Source organism: uncultured Winogradskyella sp. (genome assembly GCF_947495255.1).
In the GTDB taxonomy this organism is placed as follows: Bacteria; Bacteroidota; Bacteroidia; order Flavobacteriales; family Flavobacteriaceae; genus Winogradskyella.
On record NZ_CANLYI010000001.1, the window covers coordinates 522,001 to 539,982 of the forward strand.

Annotated in this window: 17 protein-coding genes; 6 read left to right on the forward strand and 11 right to left on the reverse strand. The window is 31.9% G+C overall.

Annotated features, from left to right (window positions below):
- Positions 1-159 precede the first annotated feature (159 nt).
- From pgi to uvrC, 8 genes are all read right to left on the reverse strand, one after another.
- On the reverse strand, positions 160-1,806 hold the full coding sequence (gene pgi / locus Q0807_RS02265; RefSeq protein ID WP_299105889.1) for a glucose-6-phosphate isomerase: 1,647 nt from the start codon (positions 1,804-1,806) through the stop codon (positions 160-162).
- An 8-nt stretch (positions 1,807-1,814) separates the two neighbouring features.
- Positions 1,815-3,122: a peptidoglycan DD-metalloendopeptidase family protein gene (locus Q0807_RS02270; RefSeq protein ID WP_299105890.1), complete on the reverse strand. Its 1,308-nt coding sequence runs from the start codon at positions 3,120-3,122 to the stop codon at positions 1,815-1,817.
- A gap of 12 nt (positions 3,123-3,134) precedes the next feature.
- Entirely contained in the window at positions 3,135-4,067 is a 933-nt protein-coding gene (locus Q0807_RS02275; protein ID WP_299105892.1) for a tryptophan 2,3-dioxygenase family protein, read from the reverse strand.
- Between the two features lie 13 nt (positions 4,068-4,080).
- Complete coding sequence (locus Q0807_RS02280; protein ID WP_299105895.1) at positions 4,081-4,857, reverse strand: DUF3108 domain-containing protein; 777 nt, start codon at positions 4,855-4,857, stop codon at positions 4,081-4,083.
- 102 nt (positions 4,858-4,959) lie between these two features.
- Entirely contained in the window at positions 4,960-6,117 is a 1,158-nt protein-coding gene (gene hppD / locus Q0807_RS02285; protein ID WP_299105897.1) for a 4-hydroxyphenylpyruvate dioxygenase, read from the reverse strand.
- Between the two features lie 78 nt (positions 6,118-6,195).
- Positions 6,196-7,356, reverse strand: coding sequence for a homogentisate 1,2-dioxygenase (locus tag Q0807_RS02290; RefSeq protein ID WP_299105899.1), 1,161 nt, complete (start codon positions 7,354-7,356; stop codon positions 6,196-6,198).
- Positions 7,357-7,559: 203 nt separating this feature from the next.
- The gene (locus Q0807_RS02295) at positions 7,560-9,797 is read right to left on the reverse strand and encodes a patatin-like phospholipase family protein (RefSeq protein WP_299105901.1); all 2,238 of its coding nucleotides are present in this window, start codon (positions 9,795-9,797) and stop codon (positions 7,560-7,562) included.
- Positions 9,798-9,851: 54 nt separating this feature from the next.
- The gene (gene uvrC, locus Q0807_RS02300) at positions 9,852-11,645 is read right to left on the reverse strand and encodes an excinuclease ABC subunit UvrC (protein WP_299105903.1); all 1,794 of its coding nucleotides are present in this window, start codon (positions 11,643-11,645) and stop codon (positions 9,852-9,854) included.
- An 88-nt stretch (positions 11,646-11,733) separates the two neighbouring features.
- Between uvrC and Q0807_RS02305 the strand changes: the two genes are divergently transcribed.
- From Q0807_RS02305 to Q0807_RS02330, 6 genes are all read left to right on the forward strand, one after another.
- Entirely contained in the window at positions 11,734-12,162 is a 429-nt protein-coding gene (locus Q0807_RS02305) for a RimK/LysX family protein (protein ID WP_299105906.1), read from the forward strand.
- Positions 12,159-13,034, forward strand: a complete 876-nt coding sequence (gene rimK / locus Q0807_RS02310; RefSeq protein ID WP_299105908.1) for a 30S ribosomal protein S6--L-glutamate ligase — start codon at positions 12,159-12,161, stop codon at positions 13,032-13,034. Before Q0807_RS02305 ends, rimK begins: the two co-directional genes overlap by 4 nt.
- A gap of 25 nt (positions 13,035-13,059) precedes the next feature.
- A complete protein-coding gene (locus Q0807_RS02315; RefSeq protein WP_299106110.1) occupies positions 13,060-14,025 on the forward strand; it encodes a succinylglutamate desuccinylase/aspartoacylase family protein in 966 nt (321 codons plus the stop codon).
- Positions 14,025-14,588, forward strand: coding sequence for a 5-formyltetrahydrofolate cyclo-ligase (locus Q0807_RS02320; protein ID WP_299105910.1), 564 nt, complete (start codon positions 14,025-14,027; stop codon positions 14,586-14,588). Before Q0807_RS02315 ends, Q0807_RS02320 begins: the two co-directional genes overlap by 1 nt.
- A 115-nt stretch (positions 14,589-14,703) precedes the next feature.
- Positions 14,704-15,831 (forward strand): PAS domain-containing sensor histidine kinase, encoded by a 1,128-nt coding sequence (locus Q0807_RS02325; protein ID WP_299105912.1) that lies wholly within the window; start codon positions 14,704-14,706, stop codon positions 15,829-15,831.
- Between the two features lie 5 nt (positions 15,832-15,836).
- Positions 15,837-16,247 (forward strand): response regulator, encoded by a 411-nt coding sequence (locus Q0807_RS02330; RefSeq protein ID WP_299105914.1) that lies wholly within the window; start codon positions 15,837-15,839, stop codon positions 16,245-16,247.
- Between the two features lie 3 nt (positions 16,248-16,250).
- Here the strand turns inward: Q0807_RS02330 and Q0807_RS02335 are convergent, their stop codons facing one another.
- From Q0807_RS02335 to Q0807_RS02345, 3 genes are read right to left on the reverse strand one after another with little or no spacing between them, the layout of a single operon-like run.
- Positions 16,251-16,865, reverse strand: a complete 615-nt coding sequence (locus Q0807_RS02335) for a lipoprotein signal peptidase (protein WP_299105915.1) — start codon at positions 16,863-16,865, stop codon at positions 16,251-16,253.
- Between the two features lie 30 nt (positions 16,866-16,895).
- Entirely contained in the window at positions 16,896-17,552 is a 657-nt protein-coding gene (locus Q0807_RS02340; RefSeq protein ID WP_299105918.1) for a hypothetical protein, read from the reverse strand.
- 44 nt (positions 17,553-17,596) lie between these two features.
- Complete coding sequence (locus Q0807_RS02345) at positions 17,597-17,977, reverse strand: TraR/DksA C4-type zinc finger protein (protein WP_299105920.1); 381 nt, start codon at positions 17,975-17,977, stop codon at positions 17,597-17,599.
- Between the last annotated feature and the right edge of the window lie 5 nt (positions 17,978-17,982).

A 17,982-nucleotide genomic window follows, 5' to 3' on the forward strand; every position in this document is an offset into this window, starting at 1 on the left:
AAAATTTAAGTTAATTGGTTTTATAATTAGCGCAAAATTAAACATTCCAACTTCTATAACATTATGAAAACGTTAACAATTAAGCAAAACGAAAATAATTATAAAATCCTCAAATTTTATGCATGCATAATAACTTTTATTAAAACTTTTTAACAATTTTTAACAATTGTCCTTAAAAAAAGAAATTAAATTTTGAGTAGATGTATCGTGATTGCCAACAATACCGTCTACAGTAAGTTCTTTTAAGATAGATTTTGCTAGTTGTTTACCTAACTCAACACCAAATTGATCATAGCTATAAATATTCCAAATAATTCCTTGTACAAAAATCTTATGTTCATACATAGCAATTAGTTTTCCTAAACTTTCTGGAGATAACTTTTGAATTAATAAAGATGTCGTAGGTTTATTACCTTCAAATACTTTAAAGGCTAAAAGTTGCTTTATCTCTTCGTCTGATGCAGATTGTTCTTTTAATTCTGATAAAACTTCAGATTCCGTTTTACCATTCATTAATGCTTCTGTTTGCGCAAAATAATTAGACATCAATTTATTATGATGGTCTTTATTACCATATAAAGACTCAACATAACCTATAAAATCCGTTGGAATCAATTTTGTTCCTTGGTGAATTAACTGAAAGAATGCATGTTGAGAGTTAGTACCTGGTTCTCCCCAAATTAAAGTTCCCGTTTGATAGTTGACTTTCTTTCCATCTCTATCAACACTTTTACCATTACTCTCCATTATACCTTGTTGAAGGTAGGTTGCAAACTGATTTAAGTATTGTGTATATGGAATTATAGCTTCACTTTCAGATTCAAAAAAGTTATTGTACCAAACCGTTAATAATGCTGAAATTACAGGAATATTATCATTAAAATCAGTAGTCTTAAAATGTTCATCCATTTTGTGCGCACCTTCTAAAAGACTTTCAAAATGCTTATAACCTACAGCTAAACTTATAGACAAACCTACAGCACTCCACAGTGAAAAACGACCACCAACCCAATCCTTCATTGGGAAAATATTAGCTTCATCAATTCCGAAGTTTTTAACGCTTTCAATATTTGTAGAAACAGCAACAAAATGGCTTGCAACAGCTTCTTTTGGTTGAGATTCTAAAAACCAAGCTCTAATTGAATTTGCATTAGACAATGTTTCTTGAGTTGTAAAAGTTTTTGATACAATAACAAATAGGGTTGTCTCAGGGTTTAAGTTCTTAATAACCTCTTGGTAATGGTCACCATCGACATTACTAACAAAATGTGTGCTTAAATGATTTTTATAAAACTGAAGTGCATCTACAACCATAGCTGGTCCAAGATCAGAACCACCAATACCTATATTAACAATATCAGTTATAGCTTTACCAGTATGTCCTTTATGTTCTCCACTGACTACAGAATTTGTAAAACCTTCTATTTTTTTCTTTACTTCATGTACTTCAGGAATTACGTTTTCACCATCAACTAAAACAGTTGCATCCTTTGGCGCTCTTAAAGCTGTATGCAAAACGGCTCTGCCTTCTGTGGCATTAATAATATCACCATCAAAATATTTTGAAATTGCATCTTTTAAATCAAGCTCATTTGCTAATTCAATTAACAAATCAACAGTTTCTTTTGTGACCCTATTTTTAGAAAAATCGACATAAAAATCTTCCCACGTTAAGGTTAATTCATCTGCCCTATTAGCATCAGAACTAAACATATCTTTTAAATGCTGAGATTTAATAGTTTCAAAATGTGCTTGCAATTTTTTCCAAGCTTCTGTTGTGGTTGGGTTCGTTGATTTTAATGCCATTATTTTAGTTATAAAATTGGATCTTCAGTTATTGTGTTTTCTTTTATTTTTGGTTCCGCCTCCAAGAAAAAGATATCATCTAATCGTTGTTTTATAGGCTTAACGTATTCGAGGTATTTAATTTTTAAGCTATCTGAAATAGGTTTTGCTTCTGGCAATTTCTGTTTAAATGGATCTACTTGTTTTCCATTTTTCCAGAAACGATAGCACACATGTGGACCACCCGTATTACCTGTCATACCAACATACCCAATAACATCTCCTTGTTTTACAAACTCTCCTTTTTTTACGGCTTGTCTGCTCATGTGCAAATACTGAGTACTGTACGTATCATTATGCCTTATTTTAACAAATTTTCCGTTTCCACCACGTCTTGTAGATTCTACAACAGTTCCGTTTGCTGTTGCCATAATTGGCGTACCAATAGGTGCAGCAAAATCAGTTCCTTTATGTGGACGAACTTTATAGCCATAAACAGCGATTCGTCTTTTTAGATTATAACGCGATGATATTCTACTAAACTGAACAGGCGCTTTTAAAAATGCACGTCTTAAATTCTTAGCGTCTTCATTAAAATAATCCACTATTCCTTTTATAGAATCTGTTTCAAATTCAAAAGCATATAAAGAATCACCATTATGCTCAAAATATGCTGCTTTTACATTATGAACACCTGCATAAATAGAATCATCAATAAACTTATCTGTGTATATAACTTTAAATCTATCACCTTTTTGCAGTCGTCTAAAATCAATAGTCCAAGCATAAATTTCATCTGCCATTTTGTAAGCCAACTTCTGACTTAAACCTTTATCTTCCAAAGTTGAAGAAATACTACTTTCTATAATACCTGTTGCTGTTTTTTCAACATAAGTGACGGGTTTTTTACTTCTATAAGCTTGAATGGAATCTCTAAAATCAATAACAACATAATCTTCTAAGTTGTTTTGATAAATAAATGTTGTAGGCTTCTGAATGCTATCTTTTAAATTTTTCTTAGCATAAAGTAAGGTATATGGTTTACCTACTTGAAGTTTTCTGATATCAAACGTATCTTTTGCTTTTTCAGCAATTTGAAAAATATCAGGATACCCAATATTATTACGTTCTAAGATTACACCAAACGTATCACCACTTTTAATGGTGTCACGTTTAAATTCATAGTTTTTACGATCAAACCCAAATTCAAGAATTTTTTCTTCTTCAACTATTTCAGCAAGTTCTTTGTTGTATTCTATTTCCACTGAATTATCTTCCTTGCAAGCAAAAATACTTATAGCAATTACTACTATTACGGTTAATGGTTTTAACTGCATTAATTAAGCTAATTATAAATTATTTCCCCAATTTTCAATTTCGTCTGCACTCCACAATTCCGGAAAGAAAATGCGTTTCTGGTATTTTGGATGCATATATTTTTTCCAATCACTTCCACCAGTAGCTTCACCATCACCAATACCACTATCTATATAATGTTTAGCAGCATTGTAATGAGCCATTACCCAAGAAACATTTACAGTATAATCGTAATGTTTCATAGCTTTTATAAGCTCTTCATTTTTCTGGTCTTTTACAGGAAGTTCTTTAAAACGTGTCCAAAGATTCTTAGTGTTATAGGTTTTCATAAACCTTAAAAATTCATCCTTATAACGTTTTTCAAAATTAACTAAAAGCGTCGATTTTTTTCCTGTTTTATGATCTTTTCCTGCGGCTTGCCAATATAAGTGCTCAAAAGCATGCGTAAAAGGTGTATCTCTATCTATATCTTTCCTAAATCTATAATCGATAAGATTAATCAATTCGGTAGATGAAAATTCAATAAATCTATATTGCGCACTTTGAAAACCACTTGCAGGCGTTAATGTATATCTAAATTTCATATACTGTTCAACTTCCATACCTTCTCTCATAATATTGAAAGATGTAGACAGCATATCGAAATATCGACTAATTCGCATAAGCTTGTTTTCAAAGAAGGTAACATCTAAATCTTCTTTTTCTGCTACTTGAGAAATTTCCCAAAGTATCATTTTAAAAATCAACTCATTAATTTGATGATAAGCAATAAATACCATTTCATCTGGTAGCGTTGTGCGTTGTATCTGTAAATTCAATAACGCATCTGTCTGTATATAATCCCAATATGTAATCGGCTTGCTATATAGCAAGCCGTATAAATGGTCGTCTGTATCTTGATCAATTTTTGTATACTTCTCTTGAAGTTCTTTTATAATTTCATCGTAATTAGCTTGTTCTGCCATATACTAAATAATCTTAATATTCTATTTGAAAGGAGTGCTTTAAACCTTTAAAAGAAACCAGTTCTGCACGTAAAGAACCTACAGCTAAATCTGCTTGTATCTTTAAAGGAATTTTGTTCTTATCTGCACTTACCCATAATGTTAAACTCTCCTCTTCTTTAAAAACCCGACCAGCCATAACGTAAGGCCTAAACTTTAAAGTCTTTACCTTACCAAATTCGGTTTTAATAGTCTCTTCTCCTAAATATTTCAGTTTAAAGCCGTAATTTTCTTCATCGAAAAACATATTTGTTTTTATTTCATCACCTTTCTTTAAAGATGCCATATCGATTTTATTACGCAGATGGTAATACATAGAAACCATGTCTTGCACATCTTTTTCGGTAGCTACCGTGGTAACCTTTTTCTTCTTTTTATTATGTACCTCAGCTTTTCTGTTTTTGTGATCAAATTTAATTTCGATATCTTTAGTATGCCCACCTTCGTCTATTTTTCTAATAAACTTATAAGGCACACCAGTCTCCTTATCAAAATAACTTTCATAGCGATCCTTTACTTTAAAAAACCATTTTATTGCTCCTGTTGTCCAACCTTTACCTACTACATGATACACTTCTTTGCCATCTAAATTAGATTCTTTGACGGTCATTGTAGCGTTTCCGGCTTTTAAAAAACCACTATAGCTCATTTCAAATTTAAACCATTCACCATCCTGAAAAGCCGATTGCTCATCAACGCTTGTGGCTTCGATTCCTATAAAAAATAATATTATGGTAAATAAATATTTCATAACTCCTAGTTTGTAAATATAATTAATGTAACGCATTTTTAGTGTTACAATTATCTTAAATACAATTACTATTCCAAATATAACAAAACAATAAAAATCAGGTTAAAGCGTACCTCTTTTGGCTTGTTCTCGCTCAATAGACTCAAATAACGCTTTAAAGTTACCTGCACCAAATCCTCGTGCTCCCATTCTTTGAATAATTTCAAAGAAAAGTGTTGGTCTATCTTCTACTGGCTTTGTAAATATTTGCAGCAAATAACCTTCCTCGTCAGCATCTATCATAATACCCAAACTTTTTAAAGTTTCAATATCTTCTCTTAGTGCATGGCTATGCTCCTCTAAGCGACCAGGAACTGCTCTATAATATTCTTCTGGTGGTGTAGATAAAAACTCAACACCTCTTGATTTTAATTTTGATACTGTTGTAATAATATCATCCGTTGCAACAGCGATATGTTGCACTCCAGACCCTTCGTAAAAGTCTAAATACTCTTCAATCTGAGAACGTTTTTTTCCTTCTGCTGGCTCATTAATTGGAAATTTAATACGACCATTACCATTACTCATCACCTTACTCATTAATGCTGAATATTCTGTGTGAATTTGGTTATCATCAAAAGATAAAAAGTTAACAAAGCCCATAACGTCTTCATACCATTTTACCCAAGTATTCATTTCTCCCCAACCTACATTACCAACCATGTGATCTATATATTTTAAACCTGCTGACTCTGGATTATAATCACTTTTCCATCCAACAAAACCAGGCATAAATGTGCCTGTGTAATTTTTACGCTCTACAAACATGTGCACAGTTTCTCCGTAAGTATAGATACCAGCTCTTACAACCTCACCAAACTCATCTTTTTCAACCGTTGGTTCCATATATGATTTTGCTCCTCGCTTTGTAGTCTCTTCATAAGATTTACGTGCATCTTCTACCCAAAGGGCTACAACTTTAACACCATCACCATGTTGAACGATGTGTTTGTTGATTTCAGATTTACTATTTAGAGGTGTTGTGAGTACTAATCGGATTTTATCTTGTTTTAAAACATAGCTCACAGAATCTTTAGAACCCGTTTCTAAACCTTTATATGCATACGATTGAAAACCAAATGCTGTTTTATAAAAGTGAGCAGCTTGTTTTGCGTTACCAACATAAAATTCTACATAATCTGTACCTAAAAGCGGCAAAAAATCTTGTGCGCCTTCGAATATTTTTTCTAAACCGTAGTTTACATTTTTAATATCTTTCATGTTAAAAGCCCATATTAACCTTCACAGAGAAAGGAACTCAAATTTGGGAGTGTTGAGTTTTTATTTAATTTAGTTTTTTTAATGCTCTAACCAAGATTTGTAATAATCTTCATCTGCTATTTTCATAGCCTCATCCGTAACCTGTAATGGTTTAAAGGTATCTACCATAACAGCCAATTCGTCTGTTTTCACTTTACCAATACTGCGTTCCATAGCACCTGGATGTGGACCATGAGGAATACCAGCTGGATGCAGAGAAATATGACCTGCAGCAATATCGTTTCTGCTCATAAAATCACCATCTACATAATACAAGACCTCATCACTATCTATATTACTATGATTGTAAGGTGCTGGCACAGCAAGTGGATGATAATCGTATAATCGCGGCACAAAACTGCAAATTACAAAGGCATCGGTTTCAAAAGTTTGGTGCACAGGTGGTGGCTGATGCACACGTCCTGTTATGGGTTCAAAATCGTGGATTGAAAAGGCATAAGGATAATTATAGCCATCATAACCTACAACATCAAAAGGATGCGATGCATAGACCATTTCAAAAATATCACCTTGCTTTTTTATTTTTATTAAAAAGTCACCAGATTCATTATACGTTTCTAATTCTTGTGGCTGACGCAAATCGCGCTCACAAAATGGTGAATGTTCTAATAGTTGTCCAAAATAATTTCGATAACGTTTTGGCGTGTAAATTGGTCGGTAAGATTCTACTATAAATAGTCGATTATCCTCTGTATCAAAATCCATCTTGTAAATAACACCTCTTGGCACTAGTAAATAATCTCCGTATTTAAAATCGAGATTACCCAACATGGTTCTTAATTTGCCTGTGCCTTTATGAATAAAAATCAACTCATCTGCATCTGTATTTTTATAAAAATAATCTCTAGTTGATTCTTTTGGCGCAGCTAAAATGATATTACAATCGCTGTTGGTCAAAACAATTTTACGACTGTCTAAATAATCGTTTTTTGGCTTTACTTTAAAACCATGCAAACGATACGATTGCATATTGTTTGCTTTCGCAATTTTAGGTGCAACACTATATTGTTTTTTTATTTCTTTTACTTGTGTTGGTCGTTGTTCGTGGTAACTGTTGGTAGACATACCGTCAAAACCAATAGTACCAAACAATTGCTCGTAATAGAAGTCACCGTTTGGTTTTTTAAACTGCGTGTGACGTTTTGGTGGAATTTTCCCTAATTTATGATAAAATGGCATTTATTGAATGGTTTAAAAGTTGAAACGTTTATATACTAATTGTATAAACCCTATTTGCTTTAAAGGTACAAAAAATGCAAGCTATTCTGGATTCCTTTTGATAAGGAAGTGTAAGTGAAGTTTTATGTCTTGCCAGAATACTTTCATGTTCTACAAATATCGAAAAATTAAGTGAATTCTTGAAATAAAATAAAAAGGACGTTTTAAAACCAAAATCCAAGATTAAAATACCAATAACTCGTGCCTGTTTCTGGCGAGTAAGAATATTTACCTTCTAAAGGTCCAATAAATGTTTCTAAAGAATAACCTAAGGCATAACCGGTATAATTTGGTGATGAGATAAACTCACCTGTTTCAAACAGACCATCATCAATATTGGCGAAATTTGCAGCACCAAGAATATGATGACCTTTATGAAACTCATAATCTAAAGTAAAAGTAGACTTCACAAAACTATCTCCAATAATGGAGATAAAATCATAGCCATAAAACGAATAAAAATTATTTATAAAATTGGCACCATAGCCTCCAAATGCAAAATCTAAGGTGGTTGTAGATTTACTTCCTATTTTAAATCCTCCATTTATTTCCGTTTTTAAAGCTAACTTATCATTAAAGCTAAACGCATAACCTAAATCGGCCTTAGCAATAGAAAATTCATTAAAATTAGTATTAAAACCAGACCCTTTTAAATACAAATGAAAGTCACCATTTACATAAAAACCACTTTTGGGAAAATGGGCATTATCATAATCATCGTATATTAAATTACCGTAAACACTAAAATAATCTGTGTTTTCAAAAGTTGTCTCATTAGATTGTTCGTTCTCTACAATAGTTTCAGAAGTAATTTTAAATCGCCTATACTCACCTCCAAGTCTTAGAGCAAAATCTTTCTGAAATATGGTTTGCAGATACAGTTGGTTTGTAAAATCTGAAACTTCTGCTTCTAGCTTGTTTACATCCACTAATAATGATGAACTCTCGTCTAAAGCCAGAAATGGACTTATGCTTTTATTAAATTGATTATATCGTGATTTGGCTCCTAAACTTATATAGTACCCTTTATCAATAAAATAATCGAAATTATACCTTGAATTATCTCCTAAAATGATATCTAAAGAAGCAATATCATTATTAAACAACAACTTCTTTTTTGTTAAATTAGCGAGTATCGCACTTTTATAGAGTTCATCAAAATGAATCCCTAATCTTAAGAAGGTTGACGTTTCGGACTCAGTCACTTTTCCTGTAAGATTAAATTCAGACTCATTTTCTGTAGGTGTTAAATGGTATCTAAACGTATCAAAATTATTTGTAGCAATAAGGCTGTTTATGCCTTGCTTAAAGTCTGCATAACTTATCCTCTCACTTCCTTTTAATTTTAGTTTCCCTATTAAATAAGATCGCGTGTAGCGCTCATTTCCCTCTAAACTAACATGATTTATAGTTAAACTATCTAAAACTTTAACCTGTACATGCTCTTTAGTTTTTAATTGCTGTTTTTTTACCTGTTGCAACTTTAACAATTGTACTCTTGCTGCGGCTTCTCCATTACTAATAATATCCTCACCTTCATCGAATGAAATTACAGAGTAATTAGTAATGTCTGGTTTAACGTAAACATCTGCTAATTTTGTTTTAGTTTTCATGGCGTTAATAGTCCTGAAATTACTAATTTGAAAAAGAATATCTGGTGCTGATTTTAGTAATTTTCGGTCTTTTAAACCATCTTGAACATCAACACCAATAATTAAATCCATGCCTTTAGCACGCAATTCTTCAACCGGAAAATTATTTGTAACACCACCATCTACAAGTATTTTATCTCCAATCACTACAGGCTGAAACAAGGATGGCAAAGCTGCACTTGCAGAAACTGCCTCTGCTAATTTACCTTTTTCAAGAAGTAATGATTCTCCTGTCTCTATATCTGTCGCTATACAAAAAAAAGGAATCGGTAATTTGCTAAAATCTTCTATATCATCTACAGGAAGCATAAGATGATATAATAAATTATAAACATTCTGCCCACGCGATAATGCAGAAGGCAAAGTGACTCTAAAATTATCAAAAGGTAATGTTACGGCATACTTTTCCGCATTTTCACGTTCGTAAAAGGATTTAGAACCTCTGGGAAATGCATCATTAATTAACTCGTCAAAATTCTGAGCCTCAAACATTATTTCTAGTTCCTTACCAGAATACCCTGAAGCATATAGCGACCCAATTATCGCTCCCATACTTGTACCAGCAATGTAATCTACTTTTATACCTAAGCTGTCAATTACTTTTAAAACACCAATATGAGCAAAGCCTTTAGCGCCTCCTCCACTTAGTACCAAACCTACTTTAGGTTCTTTTTTCACTATAGTATCTTGAGCCTTTAAGGGCAAAAAAGCTATAAAAAATAAGAATATTATGAGATGTTTTATGTTCATTAGTTATAACCGATGGGTTGTATTTTTAATTGCAGCGTATTAACTAACTACAATTTATTCTTTGTGATAATAATTATAAACTTTACTCGCTCTAGAAACTCCTACTACTGCTTCAAGCTCATCTAACTTAGCATTAGCAATTCGTTTTACGGTTTTAAATTGTTTCATTAAATCTACAATGGTTTGCTCTCCAACACCAGAAATATTTTCTAACTCTGTTGTTAATGCACCTTTGCTTCTTCTATTTCTATGATGCTCTATTCCAAAACGATGCGCTTCATTTCTTAATTGTTGTATTATTTTTAAGGTTTCACTTTTCTTGTCTAAATACAACGGAATTGGATCATCTGGATAAAACAACTCTTCTAATCGTTTTGCTATACCAATGATAGCGATTTTTTGGCGTAATCCTAAGACATCTAAGCTTTTTAACGCTGAAGATAATTGCCCTTTTCCACCATCAATGATAATAAGTTGAGGCAATGGTTGCTCTTCTTCAACCAAACGTTTGTAACGTCTGTAAACCACTTCTTCCATCGATGCAAAATCATCTGGACCTACAACAGTTTTTATATTGAAATTTCTATAATCCTTTTTACTTGGCTTTCCATTTTTAAAAACCACACATGCAGCAACCGGATTTGTTCCTTGAATATTAGAATTATCAAAACACTCAATATGTCTTGGCTCTTCAGATAAACGTAAATCGGCTTTCATTTGTGCCATAATTCTATTAGCATGTCTGTCTGGATCTACAAGTTTTACCTGTTTAAATTTATCCATTCTGAAATACTTAGCATTTCTGATTGATAAATCTAGAATACTTTTTTTATCACCAAGTTTGGGTACTGTGATTTTTAAATCATTTCCTAAATTGACTTTAAAAGGCACGTAAATTTCTTTTGAGTTTGAATTAAAACGTTGCCTAATCTCTGTAATTGCTAATTCTAATAAATCTGAATCTGATTCTTGTAATTTCTTTTTTAATTCTAAAGTATGTGACCTAATAATTGAACCATAACTTAATTGCAAAAAATTTACATAAGCATAAGTCTCATCACTGACAATAGAAAACACATCTACATTACTAATCTTAGGATTTACAATGGTTGACTTAGCTTGGTAGTTTTCTAAAACCTCAAGTTTTTCTTTTATTTTCTGAGCATCTTCAAACTGCATAGCTTCTGCATGTTGACGCATCTGAATTTTAAATTGCTGTAAAGAATCTTTAAAATTACCTTTTAAAATTTCTCTAATCGCAATAATATTTGCTTGATATTCTTCTTCAGTTTCATAACCTTCACAAGCACCCAAACAATTACCTAAGTGATATTCTAAGCAGACTTTATACTTTCCGGATTCAATTTTAGATTCCGATAAATCATAATTACAAGTTCTTAATTGGTATAAGCCTTTTATTAAACCCAAAAGCGTTTTTACGGTTTTCATACTTGTATAAGGTCCAAAATATTCTGAACCGTCTTTAATAACGCGTCTTGTTGGGAATACTCTAGGAAAACGTTCCTTTTTAATACATATCCAAGGATAAGATTTATCATCTTTTAATAAAACATTATACTTAGGCTTATACTTTTTAATTAGGTTGTTCTCTAGTAATAAAGCATCGTTTTCAGTTTCTACAACGATGTGTTTTACTGAAGCAATATTTTTAACTAAAACACGTGTTTTACCATAATCGTGATGCTTGTTAAAGTAACTGCTTACACGCTTTTTTATATCTTTAGCTTTACCAACATAGATTAAACGCTCATCTACATCAAAATATTGATACACACCAGGATGATGTGGTAAGGTTTTTATTTGGATATCTAAGGTCGATTCTGGCATATAACCAAAGGTAAATAAAAGTTATAAATTTAAAGTTACAAGTACTTAAAGTTATCATATATTGCGCCTCTTTTTATATATTCAGCTTATGACAAAAAAAGTTTTGGGACGTGTAGATAAAGTCGATTTTCCCGAATTAAAACTAAACAACATCGATGTTAAAATAGACACAGGAGCTTACACTTCTGCTATTCATTGCTCTAAAATTAGAGAACAAGACGGTAAACTCTATTGTATTTTTGAAAGCAAAGGGCATCCTAACTTTAAAAGTGAAGAAGTGGTTTTTAATACATACACTTATACAGATGTAAAAAGTAGTAATGGACATAAAGAAAACCGTTATAAAATTAAAACAACCGTTGTATTCTTTGGAAAAAGTTATAAGATTAACTTAACTTTAAGCACTAGAGAAGACATGAGATTCCCAGTATTAATAGGTCGCCAATTTTTGAAAAACAAATTTTTGGTTGATGTGGATTTAGATAACCAATCCTTTAAACAACCCATAGTTAAATGAACATAGTAATTCTTTCGAGAAACCCAGACCTTTATTCAACAAGACGACTCGTTGAAGAAGCAGAAAGCAGAAATCATTCTGTAGAAATTATTGATCCGCTAAAATGCGATATAATAATAGAAAAAGAAAAACCTTCTATTTATTATAGAGACCGTTATTTAGATTATGTAGATGCAATTATTCCTAGAATTGGTTCTTCGGTTACTTTTTATGGCTGTGCAGTTGTGCGTCAATTTGAAGAAATGGGTGTTTTTACTATCGCTTCTTCTGAAGCCATTTTAAGATCAAGAGATAAACTAAAGAGTTTACAACGTTTAAGCAAAGCAGGAATTGGAATGCCAAAAACAGTATTCACCAACTACTCTCGCGATGTAGAAGAAGTTATTGAGCACGTTGGTGGTACACCTGTAATAATAAAATTACTAGAAGGCACACAAGGTCTTGGTGTAGTTTTGGCTGAAAGTAAAAACGCAGCAGAATCCGTTTTAGAAGCCTTTAATGGTTTGCAAGCTAGAGTAATTGTGCAAGAATTTATAAAAGAAGCCAAAGGTGCGGATTTAAGAGCATTAGTGGTAGATGGCCAAGTGGTTGGTGCCATGAAACGCCAAGGTAAAGAAGGTGAATTTAGATCTAATTTACACAGAGGTGGTTCTGCTAATATTATAAAATTAGATGCAGATGAGCTAAAGCTTGCTATGAATGCGGCTAAAGTATTAAAACTACCCGTTTGTGGAGTAGACATGCTACAATCTGCACGTGGTCCATTATTATTAGAAGTTAATTCTACACCAGGACTTGAAGGTATTGAAGGTGCAACGCACAAAAATATTGCAAAAGCAATAATTACTTTTATTGAGCGTAGTAAAAAATAAAATCAATTTTACACCAGTATTTACCATGAGTGAAAAAGACATACTGCATATATTAGGTAAGGAAGTAGCGTTAGGAGAAAGTGCCCAAGTAAATTTTAATGTCGCAAAACTACATACACAGAACACTATTGATGTTCCGGTTATAATAGAACGCTCTAAAAAACCTGGACCAACAGTATTAATAACAGCTGGTATTCATGGTGATGAAGTTAATGGTGTTGAGATTGTAAGACAAATAATCTCAAAAGGAATAAATAAACCAAAAAGAGGAACTATTATCTGTGTTCCGGTTATTAATGTGTTTGGTTTTTTAAACATGAATCGTGAGTTTCCTGATGGTCGCGATTTAAATCGTGTGTTTCCGGGTATAAAAGGTGGTTCATTAGCTAGTAGAGTTGCTTTTAAATTGGTTACTGAAATTTTGCCTCATGCAGACTTGGTTTTAGATTTTCACACAGGTGGTGCGGATCGCTTTAATGCAGCACAAATACGAATTATTAAAAATGAAAAAACATTAGATAAGTTAGCAAATGTTTTTGGAGCTCCATTTGTATTCTACTCTAAAAACCTGAATAAATCTTTTAGAAATACCTGCCATAAACTAGGGATTCCTATTCTATTATTTGAAGGTGGAAAATCATTTAATATAGATAATACCATTACCAACACAGCTGTCAACGGTATTAAACGCGTTTTGAACCATCTCGAAATGCTTAATAGAAAATTTAAAGTCTCGCAACCCAAACAAGATTGTATTCATTTACTAGATAGTAAATGGGTTAGAGCTAAATATTCTGGCATGTTTAAAGCTACAATTAGCATAAACTCTAAAGTTAAAAAAGGTGATGATTTAGGAAACATTACAGATCCATATGGTAGTTTTAATCATTTTGTAAAAGCACCAAATGACGGTTATATTATTAATATTAATGAATCACCAATAATTTACCAAGGTGATGCCATTTTTCATATCTCTACAAAAGAAAAATAGTGACAAAAGCAGAACTAAGAAAGAAGTACAAAGCCTTAAGACAATCGCTTACTGAAACTCAAGTTAATGATTACAGTATAGCAATTGCCAACCAGTTGTTATCACTTGATATTTGGAACAAAAACTTTTATCATATTTTCTTAACGATTGAAGAACAAAAAGAAATCAATACCGATTTTATCCTCAACATATTAGCAGGAAAAGATAAACACATCGTTATTTCTAAAAGTAACTTTGAAGATTACAGCATGTCACACTTTCTTCTTACTGATAGCACAACAATTAAAAAGAACAACTACAACATACCAGAACCTGTTGATGGTATAGAAATTCAATCTTCTCAATTAGAAGTCGTTTTTATTCCACTCTTAGCTTTTGACAGCAAAGGCAATCGAATTGGTTATGGAAAAGGATTCTACGATCGCTTTTTAGAGCATTGTAAAACTGAAACAGTAAAAATAGGATTATCCCTTTTTGAAGCTGAAGTCGAAATTTCTGACTTTTCAGAAAATGATATAAAACTAGACTATTGTGTTATTCCTGATAAAATTTATCATTTTTAAAGAAATTTAACTACCGTTGAAGTGCTCAATATTTAGATAAAGTGTAATTTTTTTATATCTTGCAACCTCAAGTATTCATATTTACCCCAAAATCTGAGTTGTAACTTACAATAGCATGACGGAAACGAACCCTAAACCTCATATTCTTCCCAATGAAAAATTAGAGGAAGACAATTTTTATTACCGCGAATCAGCCCTTATGACTTCAACAGGAAGCTGGTATATCGATTTTGAAAACAAAAAGAGTTACTGGGACGATATCACTAGAACGATTTTAGAATATCCTTTAGATTTTGTTCCATCATTAAAGATGGGCATGTCTTTATATGCAGAAGAACACCATGCATTTATTGCAAATACATTTTTTGAGTGTGCCTTATCTGGTATCCCTTTTGACACAGAAATACTAATGCTTACAGCCAATAAACGCAAGTTTTGGGCAAGAGCCATTGGTAAACCCATTTATAATGATGCTAAAAAAATCATTGGTGTACGTGGTATTTTTCAAGATATAGATGATAATATACAAAAGGAAATTAATTTAGAAAAAGCTTCGGGTATTGTAGCCTCTCAAAACAATAGATTATTCAATTTTGCACATATTGTTTCACATAACTTAAGATCTCATTCTAGCAATTTAACTTTAATTGTTCAGCTTATAAACGATTTGGATACTGTAGAAGAAAAATTAGAATTACTAGATAACATTACCCATGTATCAGAAAGCCTAAATACAACCATAGAGCATTTAAATGAGGTGGTTTCAATACAAACTAGCTCTAACCAACTTAAGGAGCAAGTAAGCTTTAATAACACTTTAGACCAAGTTACCACCTCTATAAACCAAATAATTTTAAATAATAACGTTACTATAAATTCAGATTTTAGCAGAGCTGAATTTATTGAGTATATTCCTGCATATTTAGATAGTATTTTTTTAAATTTACTTACTAATGCTATTAAATATAAGCACAAGGACAGAGATCCTGTAATTAATATCAGCACCTCACTAGACTATACCAACAAAGATCGGATTGTTTTAAAAATCTCTGATAATGGTTCTGGAATTGATATGGATAAATTTGGAGATAAAGTTTTTGGTATGTACAAAACATTTCACTATAATGCAGACGCAAGAGGTATTGGTTTGTTTATTACCAAAAATCAAATTGAATCTTTAAATGGCGAAATACAAGTAAAAAGTGATCTTAGCAGTGGGACAACTTTTACGATAAAATTCTAATAGAAATGAAGAACAAAATAAAGCTTGCCTGTATCATAGATGATGATAAAATATATGTTAACTTGGTGAGAAAAATTATAGAAACTAAAAAACTCTGTGATCATCTTCTCATATTTAAAGACGGTAAAGAAGGTATAGATTATTTTGAAACACTATTACAAAACTTTGAGAAAGAACATCTTCCAGAAGTAATTCTACTAGATCTTAATATGCCTGTAATGGATGGTTGGGAGTTTCTAGAGCGTTTTACAAAAATTAAGAATAAATTTAATAACCCAATAACGCTTTACGTGGTAAGCTCTTCTATAAACTCTATAGATATTGAAAAGGCTAAATCATTATCTTCTGTACAAAACTACCTTATTAAACCCGTTAAAATTGATGAGTTAGAAGCTGTATTTAATAAAACAGCTTAAGAGTTATTTAAAAGCCTTCTTATTAAAGACTATTAAAATTCCAATACCTGTGCTAATAGCGACATCAGCTACATTAAAAACAGGATCAAAGAACGAAAACACCTTTCCTCCTATTAATGGCAGCCATTCTGGTAAAACACCACTCCAAATAGGAAAATGAAGCATATCTACAACATTACCATGAAACACACTTTCATAACCTCCACCTTCTGGTAAAAATGTAGCCACCTGCATTATACTATCACTAAACAACACACCATAAACCACAGAATCTATAATATTACCTAAAGCACCTGCAAATATTATAGAAATAGCAAAGATTAAGGTTTTAGATTTCTGCTTTTTTGTAACATCAACTAACCAAAATGCAATACCTGTTACAGCCACAATTCTAAATAAGGTTAAAATTAATTTTGCAGAACGATCAGAAATTAATGTTGTGAAATCACTCAGTTTTGTTCCCCAAGCCATACCATCATTCTCAATAAAAGCTATGTGAAACCATGAAAATACGGTAACATCTTCGCCCAACTGAAAATGAGTTTTAATGTAAATTTTACTGATTTGATCAATCAGGAGAATTATGAGAATGAGTATTGAGGCTTTTTTAAGAGACATCTAAAAAATTTGAAAAACAAAAATAACGGATTAATCTTGTTTAACAACCCTAATATCACCATTTATAGTCGTCAATTCCCAAATAGAACTATTATTAGAAAATTCATCTAGAGTAATTTCTCCATGGTTAGAATTCGCTTCAATTGTTGCACTATTGGTTACAACGTTTATATTTCCATCTAAAGTATTTATAGTCGCTGTTTTAACTTCTCCTTCAATATTGCATTGTCCACGCAACAACTCTATGTAAAGCGTCTTAAAATTGCCCTTTAAATCTACAGAACCTATATCGCTAGAGATATTTAAAATGAGTTGCTCTGGGATTTCAATATGCAAGGTCGCAGCAATGACTTTATGAGCATTACGTTTATCGTCTGGTATTTCCTCTAGAGATAAAAACTCTAAACTTAATTGAAGTGTATTGCTCTCTTCCTTAATGACTATCTGAAAATCATTTTGATACTCACCATCTAAAATTGAGGTGACAGTAATTTTATCCGTTTCTGAAGTTGAAACAGAAATATTGAAAATTTGATTTCCGTTAATTACAATAGAATTAATGCCATTTGCTTGAATTGTCTTTTCTATAACATTCTGAGCTTTGCCAGTCAATGGACTCAAAACAAAAAGCACAAAAAAAGCCATGAAATTAATATTCCATGGCTTTATAGTTTCTTTATTATTCAAAATAAGTCCTCAATTATAGAGATTCCTGCCTTCGCAAGAATTGGTTACTGCATATTCTTAGCTTCGATGCTTAAGGTCGCATGAGGTACTAATTTTAAACGCTCTTTTTTGATTAATTTACCTGTTACACGGCAAACTCCGTATGTTTTATTTTCAATACGGATTAGTGCATTCTTTAAGTCTCTAATAAACTTTTCTTGACGTATAGCCAATGCTGAGTTTGCTTCCTTACTCATTGTTGCACTTCCTTCCTCAAAAGCTTTAAAAGTTGGCGATGTATCATCTGTACCATTATCAAAATCATTCATGTAAGCACTTTTTATCAATTGTAAATCGTGCTCTGCTTTCTTAATTTTTTCTTGAACAATAATTTTAAATTCTTCTAAATCTTTATCAGAATATCTGCTTGTAGTATCTGTTGCCATATAAT